22 protein-coding genes are annotated in these 24013 nt (G+C 43.2%); 13 read left to right on the forward strand and 9 right to left on the reverse strand.

Annotated features, from left to right (window positions below; translation table 11 throughout):
* Positions 1-42 precede the first annotated feature (42 nt).
* Positions 43-1659 carry a family 43 glycosylhydrolase gene (locus RB622_RS06005; RefSeq protein ID WP_308045631.1) on the reverse strand — a complete coding sequence of 539 codons (1617 nt, stop codon included), beginning with the start codon at positions 1657-1659 and terminating at the stop codon, positions 43-45.
* Between the two features lie 320 nt (positions 1660-1979).
* Here RB622_RS06005 and RB622_RS06010 point away from each other — a divergent pair, with 320 nt between their 5' ends.
* Positions 1980-2375, forward strand: a complete 396-nt coding sequence (locus RB622_RS06010) for a hypothetical protein (protein WP_308045632.1) — start codon at positions 1980-1982, stop codon at positions 2373-2375.
* Between the two features lie 660 nt (positions 2376-3035).
* Positions 3036-4988: a M12 family metallo-peptidase gene (locus RB622_RS06015; RefSeq protein WP_308045633.1), complete on the forward strand. Its 1953-nt coding sequence runs from the start codon at positions 3036-3038 to the stop codon at positions 4986-4988.
* A gap of 234 nt (positions 4989-5222) precedes the next feature.
* On the opposite strand, the gene RB622_RS06020 is transcribed toward RB622_RS06015, so the two are convergent.
* From RB622_RS06020 to RB622_RS06040, 5 genes are all read right to left on the reverse strand, one after another.
* Positions 5223-5651: an SRPBCC family protein gene (locus tag RB622_RS06020; protein WP_308045634.1), complete on the reverse strand. Its 429-nt coding sequence runs from the start codon at positions 5649-5651 to the stop codon at positions 5223-5225.
* 43 nt (positions 5652-5694) lie between these two features.
* Entirely contained in the window at positions 5695-6114 is a 420-nt protein-coding gene (locus RB622_RS06025; RefSeq protein ID WP_308045635.1) for a VOC family protein, read from the reverse strand.
* A 230-nt stretch (positions 6115-6344) separates the two neighbouring features.
* Complete coding sequence (locus RB622_RS06030) at positions 6345-7250, reverse strand: TIM barrel protein (RefSeq protein WP_308045636.1); 906 nt, start codon at positions 7248-7250, stop codon at positions 6345-6347.
* A 14-nt stretch (positions 7251-7264) separates the two neighbouring features.
* Positions 7265-8422, reverse strand: coding sequence for a Gfo/Idh/MocA family oxidoreductase (locus tag RB622_RS06035; protein ID WP_308045637.1), 1158 nt, complete (start codon positions 8420-8422; stop codon positions 7265-7267).
* 24 nt (positions 8423-8446) lie between these two features.
* Complete coding sequence (locus RB622_RS06040) at positions 8447-8578, reverse strand: hypothetical protein (protein ID WP_308045638.1); 132 nt, start codon at positions 8576-8578, stop codon at positions 8447-8449.
* 416 nt (positions 8579-8994) lie between these two features.
* On the opposite strand from RB622_RS06040, the gene RB622_RS06045 reads away from it, so the two are divergent.
* Positions 8995-9435, forward strand: a complete 441-nt coding sequence (locus RB622_RS06045; protein ID WP_308045639.1) for a nuclear transport factor 2 family protein — start codon at positions 8995-8997, stop codon at positions 9433-9435.
* Positions 9436-9837: 402 nt separating this feature from the next.
* The gene (locus RB622_RS06050; RefSeq protein ID WP_308045640.1) at positions 9838-10731 is read left to right on the forward strand and encodes a DMT family transporter; all 894 of its coding nucleotides are present in this window, start codon (positions 9838-9840) and stop codon (positions 10729-10731) included.
* A 57-nt stretch (positions 10732-10788) separates the two neighbouring features.
* On the opposite strand, the gene RB622_RS06055 is transcribed toward RB622_RS06050, so the two are convergent.
* Positions 10789-13113: a DPP IV N-terminal domain-containing protein gene (locus tag RB622_RS06055; RefSeq protein ID WP_308045641.1), complete on the reverse strand. Its 2325-nt coding sequence runs from the start codon at positions 13111-13113 to the stop codon at positions 10789-10791.
* 187 nt (positions 13114-13300) lie between these two features.
* Positions 13301-14725 carry a PLP-dependent aminotransferase family protein gene (locus RB622_RS06060; protein WP_308045642.1) on the reverse strand — a complete coding sequence of 475 codons (1425 nt, stop codon included), beginning with the start codon at positions 14723-14725 and terminating at the stop codon, positions 13301-13303.
* 116 nt (positions 14726-14841) lie between these two features.
* Between RB622_RS06060 and RB622_RS06065 the strand changes: the two genes are divergently transcribed.
* The 7 genes from RB622_RS06065 (at position 14842) to RB622_RS06095 (ending at position 21357) form a co-directional block, all read left to right on the forward strand.
* Complete coding sequence (locus RB622_RS06065; RefSeq protein WP_308045643.1) at positions 14842-15351, forward strand: GNAT family protein; 510 nt, start codon at positions 14842-14844, stop codon at positions 15349-15351.
* 12 nt (positions 15352-15363) lie between these two features.
* A complete protein-coding gene (locus tag RB622_RS06070; RefSeq protein WP_308045644.1) occupies positions 15364-16428 on the forward strand; it encodes a nitronate monooxygenase in 1065 nt (354 codons plus the stop codon).
* A 154-nt stretch (positions 16429-16582) separates the two neighbouring features.
* The gene (locus RB622_RS06075) at positions 16583-16927 is read left to right on the forward strand and encodes a winged helix-turn-helix domain-containing protein (protein ID WP_308045645.1); all 345 of its coding nucleotides are present in this window, start codon (positions 16583-16585) and stop codon (positions 16925-16927) included.
* A 78-nt stretch (positions 16928-17005) separates the two neighbouring features.
* A complete protein-coding gene (locus tag RB622_RS06080; protein ID WP_308045646.1) occupies positions 17006-18985 on the forward strand; it encodes a TonB-dependent receptor in 1980 nt (659 codons plus the stop codon).
* A 2-nt stretch (positions 18986-18987) separates the two neighbouring features.
* On the forward strand, positions 18988-20121 hold the full coding sequence (locus tag RB622_RS06085; protein WP_308045647.1) for a cytochrome c peroxidase: 1134 nt from the start codon (positions 18988-18990) through the stop codon (positions 20119-20121).
* Between the two features lies 1 nt (position 20122).
* The gene (locus RB622_RS06090; protein WP_308045648.1) at positions 20123-20635 is read left to right on the forward strand and encodes a molybdopterin-dependent oxidoreductase; all 513 of its coding nucleotides are present in this window, start codon (positions 20123-20125) and stop codon (positions 20633-20635) included.
* 125 nt (positions 20636-20760) lie between these two features.
* Positions 20761-21357 carry an OmpH family outer membrane protein gene (locus RB622_RS06095; protein ID WP_308045649.1) on the forward strand — a complete coding sequence of 199 codons (597 nt, stop codon included), beginning with the start codon at positions 20761-20763 and terminating at the stop codon, positions 21355-21357.
* A gap of 110 nt (positions 21358-21467) precedes the next feature.
* Here the strand turns inward: RB622_RS06095 and RB622_RS06100 are convergent, their stop codons facing one another.
* Positions 21468-22226 carry a sugar phosphate isomerase/epimerase gene (locus RB622_RS06100; RefSeq protein ID WP_308045650.1) on the reverse strand — a complete coding sequence of 253 codons (759 nt, stop codon included), beginning with the start codon at positions 22224-22226 and terminating at the stop codon, positions 21468-21470.
* 361 nt (positions 22227-22587) lie between these two features.
* On the opposite strand from RB622_RS06100, the gene RB622_RS06105 reads away from it, so the two are divergent.
* Positions 22588-23160 (forward strand): Crp/Fnr family transcriptional regulator, encoded by a 573-nt coding sequence (locus RB622_RS06105; protein ID WP_308045651.1) that lies wholly within the window; start codon positions 22588-22590, stop codon positions 23158-23160.
* 120 nt (positions 23161-23280) lie between these two features.
* On the forward strand, positions 23281-23859 hold the full coding sequence (locus RB622_RS06110) for an NAD(P)H-dependent oxidoreductase (protein ID WP_308045652.1): 579 nt from the start codon (positions 23281-23283) through the stop codon (positions 23857-23859).
* The last annotated feature ends 154 nt before the right edge of the window (positions 23860-24013 follow it).

Consider the following 24013-nt stretch of genomic DNA (forward strand, 5'->3'; position numbering starts at 1 on the left):
GGTTTCATTTAATAAAACCAATGCGTGCATTCGTGGCTTCTTTTAATTCCTTTTGACAAAGGTTTCAAATTTGAGTGTCCTGTCTTTCTCTGTCGTAAAAACCGCTCCGCCATTCACACTGAATGCAGCCGTTCCGCCTTTAAAAATCGCGTCATCATTATATTGCAGACCATAACATCCTGTCATGGTAGCCGACTTCACCACAATTGCGTAGTGTTTGCCAGCCTCTACCTTAATATCAGGCGTGGCAACGAGATTTTTAGGTGCCCAGCCAATCGCATCCGCAGCAAAAATGGTACTGTACAGAGCTTTTCCGGCCGGTTTTAAAGATTGATCAGCCTGATAGATCTCAATTTGCAAACCATCGTCCGTGGCCCCGTTTTTAAAAGTCGTAAAAGTTACTTTTGACAAGTTTCCAGAGCGCGTAGCCGTAAAAGATTGGGAACGCTGCATGTTTTTCGCGATATCACATTTGGTGATAAAACCATTAATCCCTGCACTGTTGTCAAGCTCTTTCACTGTCGCTACTTTCCTTTCCCTAACACCCTTATCAAGCGTCACCAGCACGGTGTCCTTGCAGGTCATCGGTTTAATACTGCCGTCTTCGTTAAAGGTGAGCGGCGCCCAGTAGTAATTGGCCAGCGCTTCGTTTCTGGCTGCGTTGTTCCATAAATCACTGCCGTAAAGGAAAATAGTTTCTGAATTCAGTTTAATCGTAGAGACAAAAGAAGGCTGGCCGCCACATGATTTATCACTGATTTTAATCCCCTCAGACCAGGGTCCAAGAGGCGAAGCAGCTGTCCGGTATGAAGTTCCCGTCCCCGAACAATAACCACAGTTCGGATCAGAATATGTAACATAATAAACCCCATTGCGTTTGAACAAACCCGGTGCCTCGGTCTTTCCCGCTGTCACAGTTTTCACATGCTCTCCTGTTCCTGAAAGATAATCAGCATTCAATTTTTCAATCACAATGGTCCCTTTTGTCCGCCAATCCGTGTAGGCGATGTAAGCCGTGCCGTCATCGTCTACAAAAGTATCCTGATCTCCGTTGTTCAAACCCGCAACAGGCGAGTCATTGTTTACTGCCAAATTTGGCTCGGCCACTTCTGTAAAAGGTCCGATCGGTGTTTCGCTCGTAAAAACCCTGAACCCTACCCTGTTGTCATACACATTGATCCACAAAACATAACGTTTCGTTTTTTTGTTGAAAATCACGTGAGGACGGAAACAACCGTAAGTATTACCATTACAGCGTGTTTGCCAGACAGGTGTTTGCGCGTCGAACAAAAAACCTCTGTCGGTCCAGTTGACCATATCTTTTGAAGAATAGGTTTTAAAACCGCAAAAGGGTGCTTTTTTATTCTGCCATGCAAAACCGCAGTCATAGCTCGTTCCGTACAGATAATAGGTTCCGTCGAAGTAGGCGATTTCCCCATCATGCGCGTCAACAGCATTTCCCAGTGCATCAAACCGGGTTATCTGGTTACCGTTTTTATCGAAGTTCGTAAGTATGGCCGTCTCGCGTTTGGCGGAGCCAGACGACTTTCGTACCTTTTTTTGGGATTGGGCGGAAATATTTTCCGGGCAAAACATCAGATACATCATGACAACCAGAAATATTTTCCACTTATCAAACCCCAAGTTTACAGTCTTCATGATATAGATCCGCTTTCGTATTACAAGCCCAAATGTAGTGAACCGACCTGCCGCTGATCTTATATTATTTGATAAATTATTTACACTTCGTGATAGGTGGCAGACAACGGCTGGTTGATTTTGAAATCGTTTATGGCGGTAAAATTTGGCATACCAATTCATAGCCGTAAATAAATTATCACTATTGACAACCATTTTTTATGCGGGAAACACCACAAATTAATCCCGGTCACAACAATAACTATCTCAGCATAAACTTGCATTATACCCGCAATCATTCTACCTTCCCCCTCGAATTCTGTTACCCTTTACTCAACGCTATGAAGTCGTATCATTTTTACGCAACAATGCTCTCTGCATTATTGTTAAGTGCAGCTGGCTGTGACAAGGCCGGCACGAAAAAAGTGGATCCAGAAGTAATCCCCTCAGATACAAGACTTACCTGCAGCTGGCCTTTAAGCAGTTCGGTAGACAGTGTCATTACAGACTATACCACCGAGGTTGTCCAGGCAGGCGATCTGTTCATGCTGAAAAGTACGGGAGTAAGAAAAACCCATACCGGATATCTTGGCCCATGCAACCTTCCCGCAGCCGCGAAAAAGAACGGACTGGCCGTAAAAGTGAGTGGTTATCTTGTTACTTTTCCCGGCATTCACGAAAGAGACCTGGCCGCAGATCCATTTGAGCTGACTTTGGTGGAGTACATCATAAAGTAATAATTATAGTCAATTCCTCCCCTCCCCGTTAGCTTCAGCCTGGCTGCTGTCCTATGGATCAACCTACAATCCTTGTGTTAGCTTCGAACCCGCCTGATAGCCTGAACTTTAAAACCCTTCACGGTGCATCAGCACGACGATAATCTCAAAGTTGCCCGGTCTTTCACTGTTTTCGCGAAGTCAAATTCCAGACAAAGTACAATTTATTGAAAATACAACCCTAAACAGAGGAAGCTTTCCACATTTTCTTTTAAAAGTTCACCTTCAAACACAAAAAAAGTTACATCACATCAAATACGGCCGCATACAGCAACGCTAAACCTCCGACTCAATAGCTATATATCAGCAAGTTACATCCAATTAAACTTTAACTACATGATTTACCATTAAAACACAAATCACTTGTAACTGAAAAACTAATAAGTTCTACAAAAGAGTAGAATTGTATATATTTTAACAAAAATTGTATAAAAAAATGATTGAAATTCCGATTTTCTTATATTACTTAGATTAAGGCCGAACAAAACCACCTAAAAGTTCAAAAAAAGACCCATTTGTAGAATAACTTTTATTCATTATTAACCCAGCATTTTTAACATCGTTATAAGTCATTTTACCCAAACGTTATAATATCCCTTTTATTTATCAGTCGCTCAGGCTATGAAAAAGTTAGTAATGGTATTTGCATTCCTGGTGCAGGTATCACACGCACAAATCGTTTCTCAAATTACCGCACAGGCAAAACTTTCCAAAACCGAAATCCAGAAACTGAATGGATTGAAAGTTTTCAATGTATTGCAACTCGAACCAAAGACATTAAACAGATATGTAAAACAAAATCCATTGCAGGCGAAATTAAAACTTGCCGTATCCGATGACCTGACACTGGATCTGACCATTCAGCAAAACGAGATCAGAAGCACAGGTTATAAGGCGCTAATGACAACGGAGAAAGGTTTGGTTGCGGATTCTTCAACAGCAATCTGTAACACTTACTCAGGTTACGTAAACAATGATCCAAACCAGTTTGTTCGCCTTTATATAGACCAAAATCAGATCAAAGGTGTGATCAGTGATGGAAAAGATGGCTACTATGCCATTGAACCACTGGCCGATATTACAAAAATGCAGGACACAGAAAATCGCTACATCGTCTTTAATGTAGCGGATCTCAATACAATCGATGGCAAATGCGGATTAGACGAGCCAATCAGCCAGGCGGTGGTAAAGGGGCAAAGCGCGGCAAGGACTTCTGGCACCTTTACCGACGCCTGCCGCATCCTCGAAGTGGCAACAGACGCTGACTATGAGTATTATAAAAGAAATGGGGCCTCCACAAACGCCCGTATTCTCAATGACATGAATATCATTGCGGGTATCTACCAGAGCACATTTAACGTGCGCATCATGGTCACTTACCAGCACGTATTTACGACACCTGATGATCCTTACACGTCAACAGACCCTTCCAAACTTCTTGGCGAATTCACCAAATACTGGAACAAAAATATGACGGGTGTAAAAAGGGACGTAGCACATTTGTTCACTTCAAAGGTGCTGGACGCCTTTACACTGGGGATTGCACATTCGGGCACAATAGGTAAACACCCCAAGATGGCATATTCACTAACCTACTGCACATCAAATGAATACCTGACTACCGCCCACGAAATAGGACACAATTTTAACGCTTCGCACCCAACCGATGCAAAGTCAGGATGTGGGACTGGTGCAAAAACGGTGATGTGCAGCGGGCTTGAAAAAGCACTGGTATTCTCCGAATTTTCCCAGAAAGAAATTAAAGATTTCATCACCGCCAATGAAAAAAGCCTGCTGACATCCGAATATGATTTCAGGATTTTGGGAGACTCAACCCTATGTACCAACACTTCTACATATCGCATGAATCTTTTAGGACCACCAGTCGAATGGTCCAGCAGTGATCCTTCCCTTCTTTCTATCAATGAAAACACCGGTATAGCAAAAAGAATCGGTACCGGATCAGGCCAAGTGACATTAACTGCGACAGTTGACGTATGTGGTAAGCCGTTAACATTTTCGAAAAATATTTACATTGGACTACCAAGTCTTACTACAACCATTCCTAATATTGATTCCTATGGTGTTGTAGCCGTTACAACGACAGATATTCTTTACGGAAAATATAACTGGTATCTTGATGGAAACCTGGCAAAAACAGGTTCTGAAAGTGAGGTCAATCTTAATGGGGGAACATGCGGTGCTGATCATTTCATACAAGCGACGGTGACGAATGCATGCGGAACGACACCCATGTCAAACCAGGTCACCTATAGCTGGAAATGCACCAATACCGGCGCCAATATTTATCCAAACCCGGCAAAAGATATGATCAGCGTCGATTTTGAAAGTGAAAGTGCTGACAAATCATTGCCTGGGGAAATCCTCTTGTACAATGAAAAATCTGCTATCGTTCGTGCGGTTTCTGGCGCAAGCTCATTTCAGGCCACAAGAAGCACCAGAAAAACCCAAATGGACGTAGGCAGTCTGCCCCGCGGAACTTATTACCTGCATGTAATTCCTGTCAAAGACTCTGGACAAAAGGCAGAAGTCAAGAGAATTGTCCTTGAATAACATCGGAAACAACCTAAAATTATCACGATTAACCTAGCTATAAACCGCATTATTACGCCGATTTCCAAATAGACACATTGACCTAAGCTTATTTTACCCCCCTCGTTTGTAAAAGAAAAAGGTCATCGATAAATCAATGACCTCACTTGTAAATCGTATTTTTCAGCTCTTAAAGCAGTATATCAATGCACCCCGAAAATGCCTTGTATACACAACGAAAATTCGGAAGCTTCGCTAAACAGTCGCTTCCGAATAATTTTTGAAATTATTCAAAATTGCCTGCCAGCCGCCTCGCTGCAATTCCACGGAATTAACCGTTTCAGGATCAAAAGTTTCTGAAATATGGGTCACATTATCGTCAAAAGTGAAGACAATACTCACTTTCCGGCCGTCTCCCAATACATATTCAATCAGTTTGTAGGTCTGAACATCCGTATAAATTCCTTCGAAATCAAAACCTACACTGCCGTCTCTGGCCTCCATCCGTGTTTTGAATTTACCATCCGGCCGTAGATCATTTTCTGCATAAGGTGCATGCCAGTCCTCAGACGCCTGGTACCATTTTGTAATATGCTCCGGCTCAGTCCAAAATTCCCAGACCATTTTCACTGGCGCATTTATCGTAGTTTCAACAGTGATCGCAGCCTTGTTTTCAGTTTCCATTTGTATGTTTTAAGAAATTATTCCTCATTTTGTGAAATACCGTTCAATTTTGATTCTTATCGTAATTAATCATCCACAGAATTCCATACTTATCTTTAAAACTGCCAAAATAAGCACCCCAGAAAGTATCTTCCAATGGCATTTCAACTTCTCCACCCGCAGACAAACCATTGAACAACCGCTCTGATTCCTCTCGGCTTCCCGGATGCAAGGATATGTACATGTTATTTCCCTCATTCAGCTTATGACCGAACGAAGGCATAATATCAGAAGCCATCAAAACAGTATGCTCATCTATCGGCAGCGCGATGTGCATGATGCGATTTTTCTCATGATCTGGCAACTGTTCTCCATGCGGCGTGTCACTCATTTTATGCAAAGCAAGAAATTCTCCGCCAAAAACAGACTTGTAAAAGTTGAACGCTTCTTCGGTAGTTCCGTCAAAGTTCAAGTAGGGATTCATTTTAGCCATAATATATTCAGGTTTGTTGAAATGCTTTTACGTCCCAAATATATTCAAAGCCGCCATCAAAATTCACATTTTCAAAAAGAAAATATCCTATTTAATTTTCACATTATACAATATTAAAATACCATTAAAATTGTTTTATGAAACAATGAATCTTTACGACGGGCACCCTGAAAAACGCTCATAGTCCGTCAATTATCAATTTATCAAAAACGATAGAAGAGCTACTTATAGGTTTCCAGCGCCTTCGTATCCGACTGCGCCTTCAGAATCTTTGTCAAGCCTTCCATATTCATCATCAATCCTACTTCTGCATCCGGCGCGGTGTCTTCGTTGATGATACCAATAGGGCCCCGGTAGGTACTTGCTTTAACAACCCGGATCATTTCCGCTTCCGAATCACCCTGTCCTATGGGCACAACCTTAACAGGATTCCCGTTTTGAAGCCCCATCAGATTTACGGCCATCAAATGCGGGAGAATTTTTGGAAAAAAAGTGGAAAAACGGGCAATATCGCCCTCCGCATGATGAAAATTATAAACGATGCCAATATTTGATCTTTTTAAATAATTGATCACCTCAAGCTGATTTTCAGGAACGCCATACCAGCCGCCGTGATTATAAAGCCCTACGGTGCAGCCTATCTCAGCCGCCTTGTCAGCGATATAACTTACGGGTTTTGCCACGGCTTCAATTTTCTGTTGCTGCGACATTTTTTCCATGTCCTTAATCCCGTCAATCATACACCAGATCTGGGTTTTAACACCGTGTCGTTTTAAAACATCCAGAATTAAAGGTAACGTTTTATCATTTTCAGGATTGGGTCCGGAATAAAGCCAGAAAGCCTGCAATTTGATATGGTGCTTTTTTAGTGCATCCAGTTCCTGATCAAATTCCGGAATATGTTTTTCCCTCCAGTCATAGGCCAGCATCGTAAAACCCAGCTTACTGAGCATTTCTGCTCTTTCAACCGGGCCCCGGTTTTTGACATCGAAAGGCACAATACACCAGGCAATCAGGTTTTGCCTGGCGTAAATATTATCTGTTCCTGTCCGCTTTTGCGCACAGACAGGCTGATACGCCATCAGACACGCCAGAAAAAAACAGCAGACAATCCGTTTATTTTTCATAAGTCCAAGTCCTGTCAAAGCACCACCTGCTGCTTGGTTTCCGCCGACTGAATTCCAGCTTCCAAAACCTCGATAATCCTAAGCCCGTCGTTAAAATCAGGTTTAATCGTTTTGTCTTCAACGATGGCTGTCACAAAGTCCGCAACCGCGTGTACGAATGAATGTTCATAGCCAATGATATGACCGGCGGGCCACCAGTTTCCCGCGTAAGGATGTATAGCTTCCGTCGTCTGAATAGTCCGGAAACCCTGCGTCCCCTCCTCGTCATCCAGTGAATAGTATTGCAGTTCATTCATTCTTTCCAGATCAAAAAGAAGGCTTCCTTTACTTCCATAAATCTCAAACCGCAATCCATTTTTTCTACCGGTTGCAAAACGGGTCGCTTCAAAAGAACCGATCGCGCCGTTTTTAAACTGAACCATCATTAACGCAGCATCTTCCACGGTCACTTTCCCTTTTTGGTCACCCAGGGTAGCCGCTGAAAGGTTTCCCGACGTGGATTCGTCGGCCAACGGCCGTTCCTTGATAAAATTGGTGGTCAGGCATGAAACCGTGCTGATATCGCCAACAAGATAATGCGCCAGATCAACCGCATGCGAATTCAAATCCCACTGCGGCCCCGCCTGCGCTGTTTCTTTTCTCAGCTGCCAGGTTAACGGAAAATCGGGGTCTACGATCCAGTCCTGCTGATAAGCACAACGCCAGTGGAAAATTCGCCCTATTTTGCCGTCCTCAATCATCTTTTTGGCAAAAGCAATAGCCGGCGTTCTTCTGTAATTATGGTTCAGGTAATGTTTGACTTTATTGTCCTCACAAACACGCAGCATTTCCTCCGCTTGTTTTCTGTTCATAGCAAGGGGTTTTTCACAAAAAATATGTTTGCCTTCCCGGGCAGCAGCTAGGGCAATTTCGTAATGAAGCGCTTGCGGCAGCGCAACATTCACGATATCAATATCTGGACTGCTGACCAATTTTTTCCAGTCGGTTTCTGTTTTCTCCCATCCCCATTTGTTTGCAAATTCTTTGAGAGATGTTTCCTGCCTTCCGCAAGCCATTTTTAAAACCGGCCGCGCCGGAAGATCGAAAAACAGTGGCGCTTTCAACCAGGCATTGCTGTGAGCCCTGCCCATAAATTTGTAACCTACGATACCAACGTTAAGCTGTTTTGTCATGATCTGTCAATTTGTGCTATACTTTTAAGTGCAGAAGGGGCTTATTTTACTCCCGATCAGCATGATCAGGAGAATAAAACTTTTGGCGGAAGTTTTGTTATCACAACATGGCCCGGCAATCCCCTTCCATTTACCAGCGAAAGTTAACTTTCTCATATCGAATCTGTTTAAGCGGATAAATAATCCCGAAGGGATGACAGTATTGTAGAAAGTAAATATCACGCCGTTCCATCAAACCCCGTCAGGGTGGCCGATTTGTTGTGATTAGCCGCGGAATAAGAATTTTTAGCGGTGTGGTAAATTTGATTTCTGAAATGGTTATGTCACCCTTTCAGGGTTATGACCTGAATGTTTGCCAGCATTTTCTACAATAATATCATCCCTTTGGGATTATCTATAAGCTTGAACAACTTCATCTAAAAAGCATCATGCTACCACGCGGCTCTAAGTTTTCAAAATGAGTAAAATATGAACAACAACAAACTTCCCCGAATCAGTGGAACCGATTGTTAATTAATAAACTTTTAGATACATTTATCGAAGTCCTACATATAAACCAAACCTTCTTAGCTATGAAAATTTGCCTGTTAACCGTGTTGACGGTGCTTACCCTTCTTTCCTGCAATCAACCCAAAGAAAATTCCGGTGAAAATGAAAAACTGATTAAGCAGTATTTTGAACATTTCAACAAACACGACTGGAATAAAATGGCCGCCATGTATTCGGATACAGCAGCATTTAAAGACCCTTCGCTGGGACAAGGGATTGTGAAACAGACGAAGGCAGAAATCGTAAAAAAGTATGGCGAACTGAGCCAGATATTTCCTGACGTTAAAGATGAAGTGATCTCAATTTATCCATCAGGCGATCAACATATCATCGTTGAATTCGTGTCAACTGGTACGGCACCTGACAGCTCTAAATTTGAATTACCGATCTGCACGGTCTTTAAAATTGAAAACGGTTTGATCACACAGGATTTTACTTATTTTGACAATTTTGAAGAAAAGTAACGGGCACGCCATCACTACCAGCACAAGATTCATTGCACTGGTAGTGATATACTTATGAACTAAAAACAAAAATAATCCCTCCGAATCCAGCCTATATCAATTTGAGTTTACCGCTTTAATAACTACTTTTGTAAAGTTCTCCACAAGTAAAAAAGGTCCAGTCAGTAAGTGCATATCAACCTCAACATATCAGCCAAACGGTTTTTCCGGAACCTGTTTGACCAGATCATTCCATAGGCCAATCCCTTCCTGAGATTGCCTGACTGCCTTTTATAAGGACAGACGGCGTATCTTTTCCTTTCAGATAACATCGCAAATTATTGCATGATCAGTTAAGGATAATTCAAGGACCGGATTTCTATTCAGGATTGGATTATCAAAATTACATTTACAGAATTTTACATGAGAAAAGCTTTCATTCAATTACACATATCCATTTTACTGGCCGGTTTCACGGGTGTTTTCGGAAAATTGATAACACTTAATGAGGGGCTTCTGGTCTGGTACCGGATGCTGATCTCAGGAATTCTATTGCTTATTATTCTGGGCGTTTCTCGAAAACTCAAAGCCGTTTCACTTGAAGATTTTAAACGTATCGCTTTTTCGGGATTCCTGCTGGGCCTTCACTGGATATTCTTTTACGGGAGCATCAAGTACTCTAATATTTCCGTGGGGGTTGTGTGCTTTTCGCTTACCGGCTTCTTTACGGCGATCCTTGCCCCCATTTTAAACAAGAAAAAATTCGCAGTATCGGAGTTGTTATTGAGTGGATTAACCCTGCTGGGCATAGCGCTGATTTTCAGTTTTGATTCAAAATACCGTACGGGCATTACCCTGGGCATTGTATCATCCCTGATCGTGGCATTTTACACGATTGGAAACGAGAGGCTGGCACACGCATTTGGCAGCGAAGTCATTACCGTTTATCAGATGATTGGCGGAGGTTTGGGAGTGTCCGTATTAATGCCTTTGTATCTTTACTTTTTTCCGGTCGACTCTATCATACCTTCCATGCAGGACCTCACATATTTGACGATGTTATCGCTCTTCTGTACCGTTCTGTTATATTTATTGGTAACGCATGCATTGAGCAAAATATCTGCTTTCACGGTAAATCTGAGCTTTAATCTGGAACCGATTTATTCGATTGCCCTTGCCATTCTCATCTACAAGGAAAACCGGGAGCTTACCACGCCGTTTTACATCGGACTCGGTTTGATCATTCTTTCCGTTGTTCTTCAAATGGCCAAGGTTTTTATACAAAGTAAAAAGTCGCGGGCTGTCAGCATTCATTAAACATAAAAAAGCAGTTTTCCCGGAAAGAAAACTGCTTTTTTATTGAATACTTCTTTACTATTTCACTGCATTTCTTGGATCAGTTCCATTTTGAATCAGGTATTCTTTGGGCGGTTCCGCGCCTAAAAGATAACGTACAAAATAATCCCAGCGGCGTCTCATCATGTAGGGGGCATACGTGCCAAATGAATGCGGACTGTTTGGGAAAATCACAAGATCATAATCCTTGTTCGCCTTTTGCAGCGCTTCAATAACCAGCATGGTGTTGTATGGGGGCACATTGTCATCCATCATGCCGTGTGCCAGCATCAACTTACCTTTCAGGTTTTTGGCATGGACCTGATTCGCCTGTGCCTCATAATTTGACACGCCTTCTGAATTTTCCTTCAAAAGACCGATGTAGCGCTCGCCCCAGTCATCCTCATAATTGCGGTTATCATGATTCCCCGACTCGGCTATTCCTACTTTGAAAAAATCAGGATAGGTAAACATAGCACATGCGGTTGCAAATCCGCCACCCGAATGCCCATGCATGCCTACCCTGGCCGTATCCATCCAGTTGTATTTTGATGCAAGTTGCCTGATCGCGGAAACTTGGTCCGGCAAGGTGTTTTCAGCCATATTTCCATAACTCATATCGTGAAAACTTTTCGATCTTGAAGGATTGCTTGTACCTTCCAGCTCCACCACCACAAAACCCAGTTCAGCCAAAGCCTGGTTATCTTTTCTTGATGCTGCAAAGGACCAGGAACCTACGCTTCCTCCCTGCGGGCCCGGATAAATATAGTCTACAACAGGGTATTTCTTCGTAGAATCAAGATTTACCGGTGTATACAACAAACCGTAAACATCCGTCTTTCCGTCATGGGCTTTCACAGAAAACGGCATAGGTGCCTTCCATCCCGTGGCCGCCAGCCTGCTTACATTTGTCTTTTCCAGTTGCATAACAAGTTTACCATTCATATTGCGCAGCACTGTTACAGACGGTACATCCGGCTGAGAATAACTGTCAACAAAAAAGTTTTCAGAAGCAGACAAGGAGACTGTATGTTTACCGGCTTCAGGTGTTAACAGGGTTAAATTGCTGCCGTCAAATCCTATTTTGTAAAAGTGTGAATAATAAGGGTTCCCAGCTTCCTTTTCATTTGCCATAAAATAGACAAGCCTGTTCTTTTCATCTATTTTGATAAGCTGCGTCACAACCCAGCTGCCTTTTGTGATCTGATTTTTAAGTTTCCCGGTATTGCTATCATACAAATACAGATGTCCCCAGTTATCCCTTTCAGAATACCAGATTATTTCATTTGTTTTTGGTAAAAACCGCCAGCTGATACCGCTTTGCCCGGATTCAAACTGAGTTGCTACGGTTTCTTCAAAAACTTCTTTTACAATTCCCGTCGCGGCATCTGCAATGCGTACCTTTTCGTGCTTATGGTCACGTGAAGTCGATACAAATGCCAGCTGGCTGCCATCTTCATTCCATGCGGCGTCATTAAGAACTCCGGCACGGCTGATATCATCTCCCAATGAAGATCTGTGCGGATCTGCCGGCACCTGCAAACGGATTACTTTGGGCGAATCCACATTGATGATCACACGATGCACCATTGCCACGACACTATCACCCGGCAAAGGATATTTCCAGGCTTCCAGTTTTGGATGACCGACATTGGTCGTCACCAGATACATATCACCTACGTTACGTTCATCCTGCTGAAAGGTTGCAAGCTTTTTGGAATCAGGCGACCATAGCAGAACAGGCCTGTCGCTGCGGCGCCATCCGGCATTATCCGTGGCATAACCAAAATCCTTCTTTCCGTCCGTAGTGAGCTGCCTAACCTGATCAGTCGTTAGATCATGAATCCACAAATTGAAATCCTTGATAAAAGCAGATTTCTTGCCATCCGGGGATAAAATACCACCTTTCGGCCCCCACTTGCTTTTTACAGCTTCTGTTTGGGTAATCTGATACGTTTTCAAGTCACATTTCCACTGCTTGTCCGCCGCGGCGAAGGAGACATACTTCTCGTCAGGTCCATAGCTGAAATGCTCGAAAGGCAGCATAAAAGCCGTATAATTTCCGCCTGTTGCCTTTGATAAGGAAGCCACCAGTTTTGTATGATCAAAAGCCGCTGATCTTGTTCCTTTTATCGCGTTGACAAGGATAAATTCGCTTCCGTTTGCCGTCAGCGTACGATACCAGAATTTTTCACCGGAGAACCATGTTGGCTTTCCGGGAACATTATCGATATATTTTTGCGTATTGGGAGCAAGAAAACGTTCTGCTCTTTTGTAATCTTCTTTGGTCAGCGTTGTGATCTGCTGCGCGTTTAGGGTACCCGCCAGCAACATTGACAAAAGGGTTACCTCAAATTTTTTCATAGTAAATACAGCCTGGTTCAGGATATTAAATTATTGACTCCGCTTTACAAAATAAGTACTTTCAGCGCAGTAATATGCAACCAGTGCGCAAATGAAAGTCTGAATAAAATAATTTCCATTCCACTTTACTCTAAAAAACATTTAGTATAAATAAATCGGGATCGTACTCAAGCTTCCACCAGGCTGTTTATGTTTTTGAAATTAACATGCCTAAAATTTCAAGTGATTTTTCCAGCTCCTTATTCCAGTACATTCCGTAGTTAAGCCGCATGCAATTCTGGAATTGTTTGTGCAATGAAAACATGCGTCCAGGCGCTATGCTGATATTAAATCTCATTGCCTTTTCATACAAAGAGATCACGTCAAAACCCTTTTCCAGTTCCAGCCAAAGAAAAAAACCTCCCTGTGGCTGAGTCAGCTTCACATGATCAGGAAAATGTTCATTAATTGTTTTCACGTAATTCCGGTAATTGTTATACAAGGTTGCCCTGATCTTCCGGAGATGATTTTCATACCGTCCGTTTTTCAGAAAATCGGCAACAACCTCCTGTGTTATGCTCGCAGAAGAAAGGGAATGATGAAGTTTCGTGCGCATAATCTGATCTTTAAACCTGCCCGGTGAAACCCAGCCCACCCGATAACCCGGCGCGAGCGTTTTGGAAACGGAACTGCAGCACAACACCAGGCCGCTTTCATCATACGTTTTGCAGTTTGTTGGCCGATGGCTTCCAAAATACAACTCACCGTAAATATCGTCTTCGATTAAGGGAATGTTGTGATATTCCATCAGCCTGACCACTTCCTTTTTATGGTCGGCCGGCATAAGGCTACCGGAAGGGTTATTAAAATTACTGATCAATACACAGGCCGCGATGCGGCGTTTGCTTAAGGTGTTTTTCAGCGCATCCAGTTCTATCCCCGTTATAAAATTCGTTGGCAGTTCTATTACTTTTAGCCTAAGCGACTTGGCCAGCTGAAGAATTCCAAAATAAGCCGGACTTTCCACAATGATCGTGTCGCCGGGTCCGGCCAGGGCTGTCAGACAATAGGATAATGCACTGATGCAGCCGGGCGTTGTGACAATGTCCTCCGCTTTCAGATTTCCGCCCCATGAAAAAGACAAACGGGCAATTTCATTCCTGAGTTTTTCATTACCCGGCACGGGTTCATACCCCGTCCCGCTATCGGGTAGCGTGCGCATCGCATGCACCAGCCCCTTATTCAGTTTTGCGATCGGCAGAAGCTCCGCAGCCGGAAAACCAAGCGACAATAATGTAATATTTTTCTCGCGCATGCTGTCGTAAACCTTATCGATCAAATCTTCCTCCAATTGATGCAAAGCGGATAACGGTGGCTTGCTGGGACTCGGAACAGGCAGGTTTCTTTTTTGGGAGTAACACACATAAAAACCCGATTTTGGCCTAGATTCAATTAAAGAAAGACTTTCCAGTTCCAGATAGGCCTGGGTAATGGTATTGATACTGATGCCCCGTTCCCGGCTCACCTGACGGACCGAAGGAAGTTTATCACCCATTTTCAGCACACCATCGCGGATCTGACTTTCAAACTGTCGGGCAATGTTCAGGTATAAATAGTCTTTTATAATCTCCATAAGTTCAATTTAAATCTGACACCGTCAAAGATAATAAAACTGTATCTGCACCCATACTGCATCTTGATCTAATTTTGCAGTATGTTTTACAGATTATCCCGCAAACTTTACCGAATATGATTATTGTTGAAATCACGGCCGAAAACAATTACAGTTATCACGATTTTTTCACGACAGGACTTGTCCGGCACAGCAATTGTTTTAAACTCAGTCCTGATGAACAGCAGGAGAACTGGTTTCCAACGAAAGGGACGCCTTACAGTTTTACGATAGCCATGTTGGATGAATTCAGCCAGCTGATGGGTGTGGTAAGCTTTCAAAGACTCATGGAAAACCGGAAAAAACTCCGCCACAAAGGAGAGCTATTCAGAATGTATGTGTCCAGAGAAAACGGAGGAAAAAATATCGGCAATGATTTGATAACTTACGTTGTAAACCGTGTTAAGGAGCAGCTTCCGGATATTGAACAAATCAATCTGAATGTTGCTACAAACAACGAAAAAGCAAAGAATCTCTACAAAAAACTGGGATTCGAACATTTCGGCACGGAATGCAACGCAATCAAATTTGAAGGAAATTATTACGATGACGACTACATGGCATTGAAATTAATAAACCGTTTCTAAAACTTTGAAAAAATGAACTGGCATAACGCATTAACACAAATATTAAAAATAAAATATCCGCTGGTTCAGGCGCCAATGCTCGGCGTAAGCACACCGGAAATGGTCGCAGCGGTGTCTAACGAAGGCGGACTTGGTTCACTTCCGGTTGGCCTCCAGTCTCCCGAAAAAACCAGGGAATTAATTATCAAAACAAAAACACTGACCGATAAACCTTTCGCGGTAAACCTGTTTGCACATGATATCCCGACCATTGAACCTACGCAAACGCAGGCAATTCAGGAACAATTAATGAGGATCAGTGAAAAATATGGCGTTGCGTACACACCGGTTGATTTAACCCAGATCAGGCATTTCTCTTACCAGGAACAGCTGGATGTACTCATCGAAGAAAAAATCCCTGTGGTAAGTTTTACGTTTGGTGTGTTGGACCAACCCAGTATCGAGCGACTGCACGCCCATGGCATGATACTGATTGGCACGGCAACCTCGGTTAGGGAAGCCGTCTATCTGGAAAATATTGGTATCGATATCATCACCGCCCAGGGCATCGAAGCCGGTGGTCATCGGGGCACTTTTCTCTTTGACGAACCGCTTCCGCAGATAGGTCTGATTTCTCTGCTGCCGCAGGTGGTTGACGCCGTTAAGCGACCCGTACTTGCGGCCGGTGGTATTACGGATCCAAGAGCTTTCAAGGCAGCCATGATTCTTGGCGCACAGGGTGTTCAGGTCGGGACAGCATTTATTGGCAGCGATGAAAGTCTCGCCATTACACCTTACAAAGAACAGCTCCGTAAAAGTCAGGACACCGATACCGTGCTGACCAGAGCATTTTCCGGCCGATGGGCACGCGGTATCCGAAACAGTTTTCATGACGAGATCCAACAGCTAAGCCTGGAATATCCGGCCTATCCAATCCTCAACACATTGACTGCGCCGATCCGGATCGCTTCTCAAAAACAGGGAAATACGCAGCTCACAACGCTTTGGGCCGGACAGTCTGCTGCGATGGCTACACAAAAATCCTCTGCTGAAATTCTTCGATCGCTGATTATTGGTGTGGAGCAAATCACAACTTAGGTACAAAAACCGTGCGTGTCATGACTTGCACTGGTTTGGAGGCCTGCTAAATTCCGTTGGCTTTTTTCAATATTTCCATCCATTTCCAAAACTTAACATCAATATTAATTTACCTTGCAGGAAAGAAAACACCGAGCAATTTTCTAAAAGGGATATGAAAAGGGATATTAAAATACGTTTCCGGCACTGGGTTTACATTGACGACATGAAGTTTTTCGGGCCGGGACGTCTTGAACTTCTGGAACATATAGCTGAAACAGGTTCTATTGCCAAAGCGGCAAAATTGATGGGCATGTCCTATAAAAAGGCCTGGCTAATGGTCGATGAAATGAATACCTATGCGCAAAATCCTTATGTAATCACGCAAAAAGGCGGTCAGCACGGAGGTGGAACACAGGTGACCGAAACCGGCAAAAAAGTGATGGAGGCTTATAAAAAACTGGATGCGAAGCTTTCTGCCGTTGCCGAAGCAGAACGCGACCTGTTGTCACTGATTTAAGATATTTCAAAAAATCCGGTCAGGATTAGCAGCTCTTTGTATATTTGCGATATATCTTTATATACATATCGCTTTCCAATGAGAAAATATCTAACGCCTTTTATCATTGCCTTAGTCTCTTCCAATGTCTTTGCTCAGTCGCCGGAATCTCCCCAGCCTATAAACCGGACTTTCCAGCTCGGCGAAGTGACAATCCCGGGAGCAGTCCTCAGAGACAGCAGCCAGAAGCTTTCGTCAGCACGTATTGAAAAATTCAACCGCACCGATCTGTCTAATGCATTGAACATCCTTCCCGGTGTGAGCATTGCCAATGTCGGCCCGAGAAATGAATCTGTCGTTTATGTACGTGGTTTTGATCTGCGTCAGGTGCCGGTTTTTATTGATGGCGTGCCTGTCTACGTCCCTTACGACGGTTATGTGGATATGGGCCGTTTTACCACTTTTGATCTTTCCGCGATTAACGTCTCCAAAGGATTTGCTTCAATATTATATGGGGCCAATACCATGGGAGGCGCCATAAACCTTGTTTCCAGAAAACCCGTAAGCAAATTTGAAATCAACGGACGCGCCGGAATGTATAGCGGCAGCGGTTATCGCTGGAATGTAAACGCCGGATCCCGTTTTGGAAAATTCTTCTATCAGGTGGGCGCGTCCCAGCTAAAACAGGATACTTATCCCCTGTCCGCCGACTTCAAACACAGAAAATATCAGCAGACCGATGATCGCGAAAATGCCTACCGTGACGATTTAAAATTCAGCGCCAAAGTGGGTTTCACCCCAAATGCCACTGACGAATATGTGATTGGATATGTCAATCAAAAAGGAGAAAAAGGAACTCCGCCTTATGTTGGTGACGATTCGAAAATTACGACACGTTTTTGGAAATGGCCTAAGTGGAATAAGCAAAGCCTGTATTTTATTTCCAATACAGCCGTGGGCGAGAAAAATAAAGTAAAGACCAGATTGTATTACGACACCTTCGTCAATCAGCTATTCAGTTTCGACGATACCACCTATGTCAAACAAACCAAAGGTTATGCATTTCAAAGTTTTTATGACGACTATACCCTGGGTGGCAATGCCGAGTTTGAATCCAAAGCGATCAACAATAATGTCTTCCGTTTCAACGTCCAGTATAAACGGGACGTGCACCGGGAGCACGATCTCGGCGAGCCCATACAGTCTTACATAGACAACACGCTTTCAATCGGTGTTGAAAATACGTATCAGCTTTTACCTTCACTGGCGGTGATTCCGGGTATCAGTTTTAACGCCAGAAAAGCCGACAAAGCCGAAGAATACAACGCCACTTCAAAAGAAATTACCAATTTCGCCAATAGTAAAAATAATGCCGTAAACGCCCAGATCGGTTTGTTTTGGGATATCACTGCCAATCACGCACTTCGCGGATCGGTTGCCAGGAAAACACGTTTTGCTACCATTAAGGACCGGTACTCGTACCGCATGGGCCAGGCAATCCCGAATCCGGACCTTTCAGCCGAGGTTGCTGTTAACTACGACTTGAGTTACTCAGGAAAAATTGCCGATAAACTAAGTTTGCAGGCCAGCATTTTTAAAAGTGATATCAACGACATTATTCAGCAGGTTGACAATGTCCAGCCGGGAAAATTTCAGTTGCAAAATGCGGGAAAAGCAAAATTTTACGGAGCAGAAGCGGGCGCTGATTATCAGGTAATCAGCGGTTTAAAAATCGGGTCTAATTATTCCTTCATTAAACGAAAAAATAAAACCAATCCGACTATTCTATTCACCAACGTACCTGAACACAAAATCTTCGGTTACGCCGATTTTTCATTTCTTAAACGCGCCAACATCGTAGCGAGCGTTGAGCACAACAGCGGCCGTAACAGTACAAGTTATGGAACCAGAGCAAAAGCTTATACATTGGTTAACGCAAAAGCTTCTGTAAAACTGTACAAATTCATATCCGCAGAAGCTGGTTTAAACAACATTTTCGACGTTAATTATACCTTGGTTGAAGGTTTTCCAGAGGCCGGACGTAACTTTTTTGTCAACCTTGTTTTTAGTCATTTTTGAAAATGAAAAGGTGGTTTAAACAGGCAAAATTTGAAAAACATCAATCAGGCTGGCTTTTTATCGGCCTGGTTGCTTCCTTTTTTCTGTTTTGCGGACTTACCCAATCTTTTGAAAACGATAAACCCACACCATACACACTTCGCTATCCGGCCAATTTCGGTGCCCGCTACACCATTCCGGCAGATAACCCAACGACCAAAGAAGGTGTATACCTGGGAAGGCTTCTGTTTTACGAAAAGAAACTGTCTGCGGGAAATTCCATTTCCTGTGAAAGTTGTCATCTGCAAAAGCTTGCATTTACCGACGGGAAGGCATTAAGTGCGGGCGCTGACGGATCGCTGACCACACGAAGTTCCATGTCGCTGGCCAATCTGTTGTGGGTGCGTAATTTCTTTTGGGATGGCCGCTCGCCCAATCTGGAACAGCAGGCTGCTTTTCCGCTCACCAACGTGCATGAAATGGGACAGCCACTCGAAGAATCCGTTGCCAAACTTCGGCAGACTGCTCTTTATCCACCGTTGTTCAAAGCCGCATTTGGCAGTGACATCGTTACCAGCGATCATATCTTAAAGGCGCTCGCACAATTTGAACGGACATTGATTTCTGCTGATTCGAAATATGACCGGTATCTGGCCGGAATTTACCAACCGACCGCGCAGGAAATACGCGGGATGGAGCTTTTCCAGAATGCGCCCAACCCGCAAAAACAGATACGCGGCGCCAATTGCGAGCATTGTCATGGTGGCGTAAAAACATTTAAAGAGTTATTTCATAACAACGGCCTCGACAGTATTTTCAACGATAACGGCAGGGAGAATTTCACCAATCAGCCGGAAGATAAAGGCCGGTTCCGGGTGCCAACTTTGAGAAATATCATGCTAACCGCCCCATACATGCACGACGGACGTTTCCAACATATCGAACAGGTTCTGGATCACTACAACGAACATATCCGGGAAAGTGAAACACTCAGCAGTTTCCTGAAAGATGTTTCCAACGAGATAAATGGCAAAAAGCTGATGCTGACACAAAATGAAAAAACGGATATCATTTCTTTTTTGTCGATGCTGACCGACTCTACGTTCATCACCAATCCCGAATTTTCAAATCCACATTTAACCTTAAAATCACAATAATATGTCTCCATTCAAATTTCACCCGCTGACTTTCGTGTGGGTTTTTATCCTTTCATTGAGCCTATCCGTTTGTGGTTTTGCGCAAAATACAGCGTCGGTGGCCATTACCGGGGAAGTCGCAACGCCCTTGAACCTTACATTACAGGACCTTTCAACTTTTAAACAGGTGAGTCAAAAAGTGAAAGAGCGGGATGGAAAGGAGCATGAATTTAAAGGTGTTGCCCTGATTGAATTGCTTGAAAAGGCCGGCGTAACGACCGGGAGCAAATTGCGTGGCGAAAATCTTGCCAAATATGTGCTGATTAAGGCAGCCGACGGTTATGAGGTCATTTACGCACTCGCCGAAATTGATCCCGAATTCACCAGCCAGGTGATTATACTTGCGACCGAAAAAGACGGCCAGCCCATTCCGTCCGGAGAAGGGCCTTTCAGGATTATCACCCCAAATGATAAGAAACCGGCCCGATGGATACGTGAAGTGCGTTCTATTAAAATAGCTTTTGCCAAAGACTGAAATCTGGTAAATGATTAAGCGAAAATAAAATCGACTAACAATTTAGTTATTTAACATTTTTTAAGACAATAGAAATTTCATGATGACGTTCGGATTTCACGTTACACTTATTCAAACAAATCATTATGAAATACTTAACTGTACTTTTCATTACCCTGTTACGCTGCTGCACATCGGTTTTTGCTCAGGAAAACCATGACAAAATCGGTTACGTTGATCAGCAGTTGATTATCGAAAACATGCCCGAATTTAAAAAGCTGAATCAGGAAATCACCCTAAAAAGTCAGCAGTATGAAAAGATACTCAAAGGCAAATACGATGAATATGAGGCAAAGTCCGCGGCGTTGGAGAAATTGGCGTCGGCAAAGCCCGAACAGACCATATTGCGTGATAAGCTGACCGAACTTGAAAATCTGAAAAAGTCTTATGAAGATTTTGAGACAAATGCCATGTCCGAGTTAAGAGATTATTACGGCAAAAAATTCACGCCCATTAAACAAAGGGTAAGTGAGGCAATCGTTTTTGCAGGAAGACAAAAGGGTTATTCCTATGTTTTGAGAATGGACCTAAATCCAGACGGCGGGGATTTCTGGCCCGTGGTGCTTTATGCCCGTGATTCCACCTCCAACCTCTCCTCTGAAATCATGAAGAACCTGGGGATTAATGACGCTTCCGCCTCCACTCGAAAAATCGGAATTCCCCAGATGCTCAGACAAAAGTAAGTATTATCGGCAGGGAAAGGCGGTTTTACCTTTAAAGAAATAGAAATTTCGGAGTAAAATAAACCAAAATGATCCGTTTGTTTCAAATTAACAAACGGATCATTTTGGTTTTAATAAGTAAGGCTTTTCAGGTAAGCAATGGTCTGCGGTACCTGTTTGGCGTAACTCGGACTTTCGTCTTCAATATAAAAATGCTCAATTGACGATTTTTTTGCGGCTCTTAAAATCGTTGGGATATCCAGCTGTCCTGTTCCCAAAGCCACATCATTTTCAACCGGCGTTCCGCCCGACATATTACCCTGCACACCTTTTTTGAGGTCTTTCATGTGCACCAGTTTAAAACGGTCGGGATATTTCTCAATGAGTGCCGCCGGATCCTGACCCGGAAAAAACGCCCATAACATATCGAGCTCAAAGCTTACATATTTCGGGTCCGTTTTCTGGATAATGTAGTCCATCAGCGTTCCGTCCTCATGTTTTTCAAATTCATAACCATGGTTATGATAACAGAAAGTCAGACCAAATTCCTCTTTTAGCCGCTTGCCTATTTTGTTAAAATCCGCTACCGTTTTTTCAGCCATTTCCAAAGTAAACGGCCCAGTGTGAGGTACCCAGGCTACGCGTACAAAACTGGCGCCCAAAGCTTTCGCGTTTTGACCAACTTCCTGCGTTTTATTAAGCGCATCGGCATAACCTACCCCAAAAGACGAGCATTTGATTCCCCTTTCATCCAGCAATTTGCGCAGATCAGCAGCCGTTTTCCCAAACAAACTCGAAAACTCCATATCCCTGATCCCCAACCCTTTCAACGTATCCAGCGTGGCGGCAGTATTTTTACCAAGGCTGTTTCTGAAGGTATAAGAAACCATTCCCGGTTGCTCGGGAAAAAGTGGTTTGCCTTTTTTTGTGCATAAAGACTTGCGTTACCCAAGGCAAAAGCCAGCGCCAGAAAAGTCAGATGTTTGATCTTCATAGTAAAAGGATAAGTTAGTTGACAATTTCCCGGATCGGAATATTCCAATTGACGATGGAATAAGTCAACTGCCCTGTCAAAGATTAAATTAAATTTTGAACATAAATCCGGCTCACAGCAGGTATCTCACAATTGGATCGCTAAAATTTTCACTCATTAATTTTATCAAAAAATCCCGGCATTTAAATCCTGCACGATTTGATGACGGATATCAGTTATCTTTATCCCTCACTTTTGAGCAACGAAAGGACTTTATAATGAAAGCATTTTTTGAACAGTTAAACATGCTCACGACTGGCGAGTTGGATCAAATCGACAATTATATTACAAAAAGAACACTTAAAAAGGGGGATTTTTTAATTCGTGAAGGCAAGATTTGTGACGAAGTCGTATTTATCAGCAGTGGGATCCTAAGATCTTTTTATCTTTCTGACAAAGGAGAAGAAATCACTTATTGTCTCACTTTCGAAGGCAATATCATGACTGCATTGTCATCCCTTGTCACCGGAAAACCTACCGAAGAAGCCATTCAGGCACTCACGGATGTACAGCTTTTGGTTATTAAAAAAGTACATCTTGATGCACTTTATCAATCTTCAAATGCATGGCTGAAAGTAGGAAAATATCTGACAGAATTGCAATATGTAGGACTGGAAAATCGGATTTTCAGCTATCAGAAATATTCCGCCAAAAAGCGGTATGCAGAACTGATGGCCAGACAGCCGGGACATATCTTAAAGATACCCGTTCAGTATTTAGCTTCGTTTCTCAACATTACGCCAAGGCACTTAAGCCGTCTGAGAAAGGAGATCAGCCAGGAAGTGTTTTAGGACATTTGTCCTGTTTTTAGATAGATCCCTCCGCTACTTTTGCAATGGATCTTGAAGAATTACCGTTTTCGAAGGGTTTCTTTCAGGGTAAATTCTAAAAACACAAAGTACATTCTCTGTATGAAAAAAGTACTGGTCATCAATGGCCATCCCAATCCCGACAGCTTAAATCATGCCCTTGCAGCGGCATACATACAGGGTGCTAAAATTTACGGTGCGCAAATCGAATACCTTGTTATTGCCGAGCTGGATTTCAATCCCAATCTGCGGTACGGTTACCAGCAACGCACAGATCTGGAACCTGATTTACTCGACGCCTGGAAAAAAATACAATGGGCTGATCACCTGGTTTGGGTCCATCCCGTTTGGTGGGGTGGGCTTCCGGCACTGATGAAGGGATTCATCGACCGCCTTTTTTTACCTGGCTTGGCATTCAGATACCGGGAAAATTCTGTTTGGTGGGATAAGCTGCTAAAAGGAAAAACCGCGCATATCATCACAACAATGGATCAGCCGGGCTGGTATTACTTTCTTTTTTACGGTCAGCCCAGCATTAATCAGTTAAAAAAATCGACGCTCGAATTTTGCGGTGTGAGTCCGGTGAAAGTGACGCGTTTTGGCATTATCAAAACAGCAAACCCGGAAATACGAACACAGTGGATAAAGAAAACAGAAGCACTTGGAAGACACTGTTACTAAGTCTTGCGTTCAGAACATATCCAACGGAGGAAGAATGATAAAATATCCTTTAGTTAAGTTCGTTAAGAAATCAGCGCACGTTGGGTAAACAAAAACGTGTCAAAATTTACATGCGCCTGATGCATTTTTATTTCAGACGTTGTTTCTCCCTATT

The sequence above is a fragment of the Dyadobacter sp. LHD-138 genome (genome assembly GCF_030929615.1).
In the GTDB taxonomy this organism is placed as follows: Bacteria; Bacteroidota; Bacteroidia; order Cytophagales; family Spirosomataceae; genus Dyadobacter.

What these genes read in the sequence shown, in the direction of transcription:
- RB622_RS06030 (WP_308045636.1), bottom strand. Translation starts at nt 7,250, where the DNA reads ATGAAAAATAAACGGATTGTCTGCTGTTTTTTTCTGGCGTGTCTGATG.
- RB622_RS06100 (WP_308045650.1), bottom strand. Translation starts at nt 22,226, where the DNA reads ATGGTTTCTTATACCTTCAGAAACAGCCTTGGTAAAAATACTGCCGCC.
- RB622_RS06015 (WP_308045633.1), top strand. Translation starts at nt 3,036, where the DNA reads ATGAAAAAGTTAGTAATGGTATTTGCATTCCTGGTGCAGGTATCACAC.
- RB622_RS06080 (WP_308045646.1), top strand. Translation starts at nt 17,006, where the DNA reads ATGAGAAAATATCTAACGCCTTTTATCATTGCCTTAGTCTCTTCCAAT.
- RB622_RS06110 (WP_308045652.1), top strand. Translation starts at nt 23,281, where the DNA reads ATGAAAAAAGTACTGGTCATCAATGGCCATCCCAATCCCGACAGCTTA.
- RB622_RS06010 (WP_308045632.1), top strand. Translation starts at nt 1,980, where the DNA reads ATGAAGTCGTATCATTTTTACGCAACAATGCTCTCTGCATTATTGTTA.
- RB622_RS06065 (WP_308045643.1), top strand. Translation starts at nt 14,842, where the DNA reads ATGATTATTGTTGAAATCACGGCCGAAAACAATTACAGTTATCACGAT.
- RB622_RS06050 (WP_308045640.1), top strand. Translation starts at nt 9,838, where the DNA reads ATGAGAAAAGCTTTCATTCAATTACACATATCCATTTTACTGGCCGGT.
- RB622_RS06020 (WP_308045634.1), bottom strand. Translation starts at nt 5,651, where the DNA reads ATGGAAACTGAAAACAAGGCTGCGATCACTGTTGAAACTACGATAAAT.
- RB622_RS06070 (WP_308045644.1), top strand. Translation starts at nt 15,364, where the DNA reads ATGAACTGGCATAACGCATTAACACAAATATTAAAAATAAAATATCCG.
- RB622_RS06060 (WP_308045642.1), bottom strand. Translation starts at nt 14,725, where the DNA reads ATGGAGATTATAAAAGACTATTTATACCTGAACATTGCCCGACAGTTT.
- RB622_RS06005 (WP_308045631.1), bottom strand. Translation starts at nt 1,659, where the DNA reads ATGAAGACTGTAAACTTGGGGTTTGATAAGTGGAAAATATTTCTGGTT.
- RB622_RS06045 (WP_308045639.1), top strand. Translation starts at nt 8,995, where the DNA reads ATGAAAATTTGCCTGTTAACCGTGTTGACGGTGCTTACCCTTCTTTCC.
- RB622_RS06105 (WP_308045651.1), top strand. Translation starts at nt 22,588, where the DNA reads ATGAAAGCATTTTTTGAACAGTTAAACATGCTCACGACTGGCGAGTTG.
- RB622_RS06040 (WP_308045638.1), bottom strand. Translation starts at nt 8,578, where the DNA reads ATGAGAAAGTTAACTTTCGCTGGTAAATGGAAGGGGATTGCCGGGCCA.
- RB622_RS06085 (WP_308045647.1), top strand. Translation starts at nt 18,988, where the DNA reads ATGAAAAGGTGGTTTAAACAGGCAAAATTTGAAAAACATCAATCAGGC.
- RB622_RS06025 (WP_308045635.1), bottom strand. Translation starts at nt 6,114, where the DNA reads ATGAATCCCTACTTGAACTTTGACGGAACTACCGAAGAAGCGTTCAAC.
- RB622_RS06055 (WP_308045641.1), bottom strand. Translation starts at nt 13,113, where the DNA reads ATGAAAAAATTTGAGGTAACCCTTTTGTCAATGTTGCTGGCGGGTACC.
- RB622_RS06035 (WP_308045637.1), bottom strand. Translation starts at nt 8,422, where the DNA reads ATGACAAAACAGCTTAACGTTGGTATCGTAGGTTACAAATTTATGGGC.
- RB622_RS06075 (WP_308045645.1), top strand. Translation starts at nt 16,583, where the DNA reads ATGAAAAGGGATATTAAAATACGTTTCCGGCACTGGGTTTACATTGAC.
- RB622_RS06095 (WP_308045649.1), top strand. Translation starts at nt 20,761, where the DNA reads ATGAAATACTTAACTGTACTTTTCATTACCCTGTTACGCTGCTGCACA.
- RB622_RS06090 (WP_308045648.1), top strand. Translation starts at nt 20,123, where the DNA reads ATGTCTCCATTCAAATTTCACCCGCTGACTTTCGTGTGGGTTTTTATC.